Below are 5,764 nucleotides of genomic sequence, written 5' to 3'. Positions count from 1 at the left end.
TTTAAATTGCATCTATATAGCGCAGCGCCGTCGCCAGCCGCCGCAGCCCTTCCTCCAGCGTCGGGCGCGGGCAGGCGATATTCAAACGGATGAAGCCGACGCCTTCCTGGCCGAATTTGCTGCCGAACTCGACGGCGAGTTTTCCTGTTTCAAGGAGCCGACGCTTCAGCTCCGCCTCGGAAAGGCCAAGGCCGCGGCAGTCGATCCAGACAAGATACGTCGCCTGCGGCCGGACGGGGCGAAGCGGCGGCAAGTGTTCCGCTAAATAGGCAACCGTCATGTCGATGTTTTGCCGCAAGTAATCAAGCAAGGCGTCAAGCCACGGTCCGCCATGGCGGTAGGCCGCTTCCGCTCCGACGATGGCGAACGCATTCAGCGTAAAAAAGCCGTGCCGCTGCTGGACGCGGCGGAACGCCCGGCGCCGCGATTCGTCGGGAAGGATGACTTCCGCTGCCTGCAAACCGGCGAGGTTGAACGTTTTCGTCGGCGCGCGGAACGTGGCGCTTTGCGCGGCCAGCTCTGGGTGGAGGGAGGCAAACGGCGTGTGTTTGGCTGGCGGGAGCGTCAAATCGGCGTGGATTTCGTCGGAAAGGACGAAGACGCCGTGCTTAAGGCAAAGTTCTCCCAGCCGTTCGAGTTCTTCTTTTGTCCATGATTTGCCTCCCGGGTTGTGCGGATGGCAAAGGATGAGAAGTTTGGCATCGGGCAGCTTTCGCTCCAAGTCGTCCCAGTCGATCGCATAGTTGTCTTCCTCAAGGCGCAGCGGACTGAACAGAAGCGTGCGGTCATGGCGGCGGACGAGATCAAACAGCGGCCGGTAGACCGGGGAAAAAACGATGATGCGATCCCCTGGTTCGGAAAACGCTTCGATGGCGGCGGCGACCGCCGGCACGACGCCGTGGGCAAACACGAGCCAAGACGGATCGATCGTCCAGTCATGACGGCGTTCAAGCCATTGGCACACCGCTTCTTTGAGTGAATCGGGAATGACAGTGTAGCCGAACACGCCGTGCTCCACCCGTTGCCGCAGCGCTTCTTGCACTTCTTTCGGTGCGGGAAAATCCATGTCGGCGACCCACATCGGCCATACGTCTTCGCGGCCGAACACGCGATGAACGTCATCCCATTTCACCGACAGCGTGCCCCGGCGGTCGATGACGCGGTCGAACGGAAACATGATCGCGCCTTCTCCTTTCTCAGCACGCGAACGATGCGGTCCTTTCCCTTCATCGAATGGAAACATTGTTGCATCTTCTCCCTTCTTTTTTTCGAATCGATGGCTTATAATGGGTTATATCATAGCATCAAGAAAGGTGGATGGCGGCGGCATGGACGGACGACAGTTGAATCGGCTTCTTCTTGAATGGATCGGCGCCTGGGACCCGTTTGGCCTTGGAAAAGACGCCTACGACGTCGAGGCGGCCAGCGTGCTCCAGGCGGTGTATGAGACGGAAGACGCCCGCACGTTGGCCGCCCGCATTCAGTCCATATATGAATTCGCCTTTGACGAGCCGATTCCTTTTCCCGACTGCCTAAAACTCGCCCGCCGGCTGCTTGAATTAAAGCAAGCGGCGTCCTGTCCGCTCCCGTGATGACGACAGGGAGCCGGCTTGGCGAAACCGACTGATGAAATGGAGGGATGCTGCGTGAAATTGAGCGAAAAAGAGCTGGAAATTATCGAAATATTAGAAAAAGATGCACGAACGCCGATCGATGTGCTGGCGAAGATGATCGATTTGCCGGTCGAAGAAACGGAAGCGCTCGTCAAAAAGTTAGAAGAGGCGAAAGTGATCGTGCAATATACGGCGCTCATTGACTGGCGGAAGGCGGACGGACGCGAAGGGGTGACGGCGATGATCGACGTCAAGGTGACCCCGAAGCGCGGCGTCGGCTTTGACGAGGTGGCGGAACGCATTTACCGATTCCCGGAAGTGAAATCGGTGTACTTAATGTCCGGCGCCTACGACTTATCGGTCGTGATCGAAGGGCGTTCGATGGCGGAAATCGCCCAATTTGTATCGGAAAAACTGTCGACGCTCGATTCTGTCATTTCAACGACGACCCATTTCATTTTGAAAAAATACAAACACGATGGCATCGTCTTTGACCAAGGAGATCAAGATCGCCGCATCGTGGTGTCGCCATGAAGCCGCAAACGAGAAAAACGTACGTGTCCAAGACGGTTGCGGGCTTGAAGCCATCCGGCATCCGCCGCTTTTTCGACCTTGCTTCCAGCATGGACGGCGTCATTTCGCTCGGCGTCGGCGAGCCGGATTTTGTCACGTCCTGGAGCATTCGCGAAGCGAGCATTTTGTCGCTCGAGCAAGGCTATACGTCGTATACGGCCAACGCCGGGCTCTTGGAGCTCCGCCAAGAAATCGCCGCTTATTTGCGCCGCAAGTTTCATGTCGACTACTGTCCGGAGACAGAAATTTTAGTGACGGTCGGGGCGAGCCAGGCCATCGACTTGGCGCTTAGGGCGATCATCAACCCGGGCGATGAAGTGATCATCGTCGAACCGAGTTTTGTCGCCTACGAGCCCCTTGTCGTGCTCGCGGGCGGGAAACCGGTGGCCGTTCACACGTCTGGCGAAGACAAGTTTCAGCTCAATCCGGTGCACCTTGAACGGGCGATCACCGAGCGGACGAAGGCGGTCATCATCTGCTCGCCGAACAACCCGACCGGAACGGTGCAGAGCCGCACGGAGCTTGAAGCGATCGCCCGTCTGGCTGAGGCGCACGACTTGCTCGTCATTGCCGATGAAATTTACGCCGAGCTGACGTATGAAGGAGAGTACACGAGCATGGCCGCTGTTAGCGGCATGCGCGAGCGGACGATTTTGATTTCCGGTTTTTCCAAAGGGTTTGCGATGACCGGATGGCGGCTCGGGTTTGCGGCAGCGCCTGACGAGATTTTGCAGGCGATGTTGAAAATCCATCAGTATGCCATGATGTGCGCGCCGACGATGGCGCAATATGGGGCGCTTGAGGCGCTTCGCAGCGGAGAGCGCGATGTCGCCGAGATGCGCAACAGCTACCGGCGGCGGCGCAACTATTTCGTCGCCTCGCTCAATGAAATCGGGCTGCCGTGCCATTTGCCAGGCGGCGCGTTTTACGCCTTCCCGTCCATCAAGCCGACCGGTTTGACGTCGGAGCAGTTTGCTGAGCGGCTGCTCATCGAAGAAAAAGTAGCGGTCGTCCCCGGCAACGTCTTCGGCCAAAGCGGGGAAGGCTATATCCGCTGTTCATACGCTTCATCGCTCGAACAGCTGCAAGAAGCCATTAAGCGAATGAAACGGTTTTTGGCGCGCCTGTAACTGGGGATGTTCCGCCGTCGGCGGGACATCTTTTTTTGGGGTTTGCTGTCGGTCTATGTTATAATACAGAAACATAGACGAAATTCATCAATAGGAGTGTTTCGCTTGTCAACGATCAAACGAGGAGCGATCGTGAAAGGGAAGGTGACGGGCATTCAGCCGTATGGCGCGTTCGTCCAGCTTGAGGACGGCATGCAAGGGTTGATCCATATTTCTGAAATTTCCCATCAATTTGTGAAAGATGTGCGCGATTACGTCCATGTCGGGGATGAAGTGACGGTCAAGGTGTTGGACGTCGATCGAAAGGCGAGGAGGGCGAGCCTGTCCCTAAAGGCGCTTGAACCCGCCGGGGAAAAGGAAAAACGCNATATGCGCATGAAAATGCCGCTCAAGTCGGGGTTTCGCCCGTTGAAGGAAAAACTGCGCGAATGGATTGAGCAGTCCAAGAAAGAAAATGGACCGAAACCATAAGAACCCTGCCGCCAAGCGGCGAGAGTCCATGACGCTTTTGGGCCGGGAGAGGCGCAAAAAGAAGACACCCACCGCCAAGCGGTGCGTGTCCCTTTGTGTTTCATTATGTGCGCGATGTCTTTGGCTCGGTGCGCCCAAGTTCTTCGGCCGGTTTAAATAAAAGCGCCAAGTTGATCAAGCCGGCGATGCCGACCAAGCTGTAGATGATGCGCGACCAAACGGAGTCTTGGCCGCCGAAAATGGCGGCGACTAAGTCAAATTGGAAAAAGCCGATCAGTCCCCAGTTAATGGCGCCGATAATGGTCAACAATAGCGCAATGCGCTGCAATGCTCCCATCTTGTTTGCCTCCTTTGGAAAATTTCTTTTCAACTTATAGGATGAATCGCAGTCGTGAAAAATATGCATCGTTTGCCGCCAAAGCAGTTGGCTTTACAACCGGTGGCAGGCGCTGCCATAATAGATTCAGGAAAAGGAGGGCATCCATATGCAAGAGTTTATTTTCCGCAACCCGACGAAACTGATTTTCGGAAAAGGGCAGCTCGAACGGCTCAAAGAAGAAGTGCCGCGCTACGGCAAGAAAGTGCTGCTCGTGTATGGCGGCGGCAGCATCAAACGAAACGGATTGTATGAGGAAGTCATGAAGATATTGGGGAATATTGGCGCCGAGGTCATCGAACTGCCAGGCGTCGAACCGAACCCGCGCGTCTCGACCGTAAGAAAAGGGGTGGACATTTGCAAGCGGGAAGGCGTCGAATTTTTGCTGGCGGTTGGCGGCGGCAGCGTCATCGACTGCACGAAAGCGATCGCCGCCGGGGCGAAATTCGATGGCGATCCGTGGGAGTTTATCACGAAAAAAGCGCCCGTCACCGGCGCCCTGCCGTTTGGCGTCGTCTTGACGCTGGCGGCGACCGGGTCGGAGATGAATTCTGGTTCGGTGATCACAAACTGGGAGACGAAAGAAAAATACGGCTGGGGCAGCCCGTTTACGTTCCCGCAATTTTCGATTTTGGATCCGACGTATACGATGACCGTTCCGAAAGACCATACGGTTTACGGCATTGTCGATATGATGTCGCATGTGTTTGAGCAATATTTCCACCATACGCCGAACACGCCGTTGCAAGACCGGATGTGTGAAGCGGTGTTGAAAACCGTGATCGAAACGGCGCCCAAACTGATCAACGATTTGGAAAACTACGAGCTGCGCGAGACGATCATGTACTCGGGCACAATCGCCTTAAACGGCTTCTTGCAAATGGGCGTCCGCGGCGACTGGGCGACGCACAATATTGAGCATGCCGTTTCCGCCGTGTATGACATCCCGCACGCCGGGGGATTGGCGATTTTGTTCCCGAACTGGATGAAGCATGTGCTCGATGAAAATGTCAGCCGTTTCGCCCAGCTCGCGGTGCGCGTCTTTGATGTCGATCCGGCGGGCAAATCGGAGCGGGATGTGGCGCTTGAAGGCATCGAGCGGCTGCGCGAGTTCTGGTCGAGCCTCGGGGCGCCGTCGCGGCTTGCGGACTATGGCATCGGCGAGGAAAACTTGGAGCTGATGGCCGATAAAGCGATGGCGTTTGGCGAGTTCGGCCGTTTCAAAACATTGAACCGCGATGATGTGCTCGCCATTTTGCGCGCTTCCCTGTAATGAGGCGATGCGGCGGTTTCGCGAATCAATCGATGATGGCGCCGGCTCGGCGACGGAATCTGCCTGAGCTGGCGCTTTTCCTATTTTCTTGGTTTGCCTGGGTGCGCTCCCAATCCCGCAGGACGGCGGAAAGGGAGGAGGGCGCGAAAAACAGCCGCCTCGCCCGAATCCATGGTTCTCGAATGAGGAAAAAGCACAACGTTGATTACGTTTCTTGAGGCGAGCAGCCTGAGCCCCTAGAAGGCTGGTGAAAAACGAGTTTTGTTCCCAAATCGGCGGCGTTTCATCAGGAAAGAAGACGAACTTCACAAGGTTTCTCTAATTGAAA

6 protein-coding genes and 2 pseudogenes are annotated in these 5,764 nt (G+C 56.2%); 6 read left to right on the top strand and 2 right to left on the bottom strand.

Annotated features, from left to right (window positions below; genetic code table 11):
• Position 1 precedes the first annotated feature (1 nt).
• Positions 2 to 1,177, bottom strand: a complete 1,176-nt coding sequence (locus tag VU18_RS12785; protein ID WP_033026176.1) for a MalY/PatB family protein — start codon at positions 1,175 to 1,177, stop codon at positions 2 to 4.
• 151 nt (positions 1,178 to 1,328) lie between these two features.
• Here VU18_RS12785 and VU18_RS12780 point away from each other — a divergent pair, with 151 nt between their 5' ends.
• The 5 genes and pseudogenes from VU18_RS12780 to VU18_RS20425 all read left to right on the top strand — a co-directional run.
• Positions 1,329 to 1,592 carry a DUF1871 family protein gene (locus tag VU18_RS12780; RefSeq protein WP_011232401.1) on the top strand — a complete coding sequence of 88 codons (264 nt, stop codon included), beginning with the start codon at positions 1,329 to 1,331 and terminating at the stop codon, positions 1,590 to 1,592.
• Positions 1,593 to 1,646: 54 nt separating this feature from the next.
• The gene (locus VU18_RS12775) at positions 1,647 to 2,147 is read left to right on the top strand and encodes an Lrp/AsnC family transcriptional regulator (RefSeq protein WP_013144362.1); all 501 of its coding nucleotides are present in this window, start codon (positions 1,647 to 1,649) and stop codon (positions 2,145 to 2,147) included.
• Positions 2,144 to 3,316 carry an aminotransferase gene (locus VU18_RS12770; RefSeq protein WP_011232399.1) on the top strand — a complete coding sequence of 391 codons (1,173 nt, stop codon included), beginning with the start codon at positions 2,144 to 2,146 and terminating at the stop codon, positions 3,314 to 3,316. The genes VU18_RS12775 and VU18_RS12770 overlap by 4 nt, the downstream gene beginning before the upstream one ends.
• Before the next feature lie 105 nt (positions 3,317 to 3,421).
• Positions 3,422 to 3,682 (top strand): annotated as a pseudogene (locus VU18_RS12765) (CvfD/Ygs/GSP13 family RNA-binding post-transcriptional regulator); the annotation flags it as partial.
• A gap of 1 nt (position 3,683) precedes the next feature.
• Positions 3,684 to 3,787: pseudogene (locus VU18_RS20425) on the top strand (general stress protein); the annotation flags it as partial.
• Between the two features lie 103 nt (positions 3,788 to 3,890).
• Here the strand turns inward: VU18_RS20425 and VU18_RS12760 are convergent.
• On the bottom strand, positions 3,891 to 4,124 hold the full coding sequence (locus tag VU18_RS12760; RefSeq protein WP_011232397.1) for a DUF378 domain-containing protein: 234 nt from the start codon (positions 4,122 to 4,124) through the stop codon (positions 3,891 to 3,893).
• Positions 4,125 to 4,272: 148 nt separating this feature from the next.
• Between VU18_RS12760 and VU18_RS12755 the strand changes: the two genes are divergently transcribed.
• Positions 4,273 to 5,436, top strand: a complete 1,164-nt coding sequence (locus VU18_RS12755; RefSeq protein ID WP_011232396.1) for an iron-containing alcohol dehydrogenase — start codon at positions 4,273 to 4,275, stop codon at positions 5,434 to 5,436.
• Positions 5,437 to 5,764 lie beyond the last annotated feature (328 nt).

The sequence above is a fragment of the Geobacillus sp. ZGt-1 genome (genome assembly GCF_001026865.1).
GTDB classification, from domain to species: domain Bacteria; phylum Bacillota; class Bacilli; order Bacillales; family Anoxybacillaceae; genus Geobacillus; species Geobacillus thermoleovorans.
This window is presented reverse-complemented; position numbering and strand designations above follow the sequence as displayed.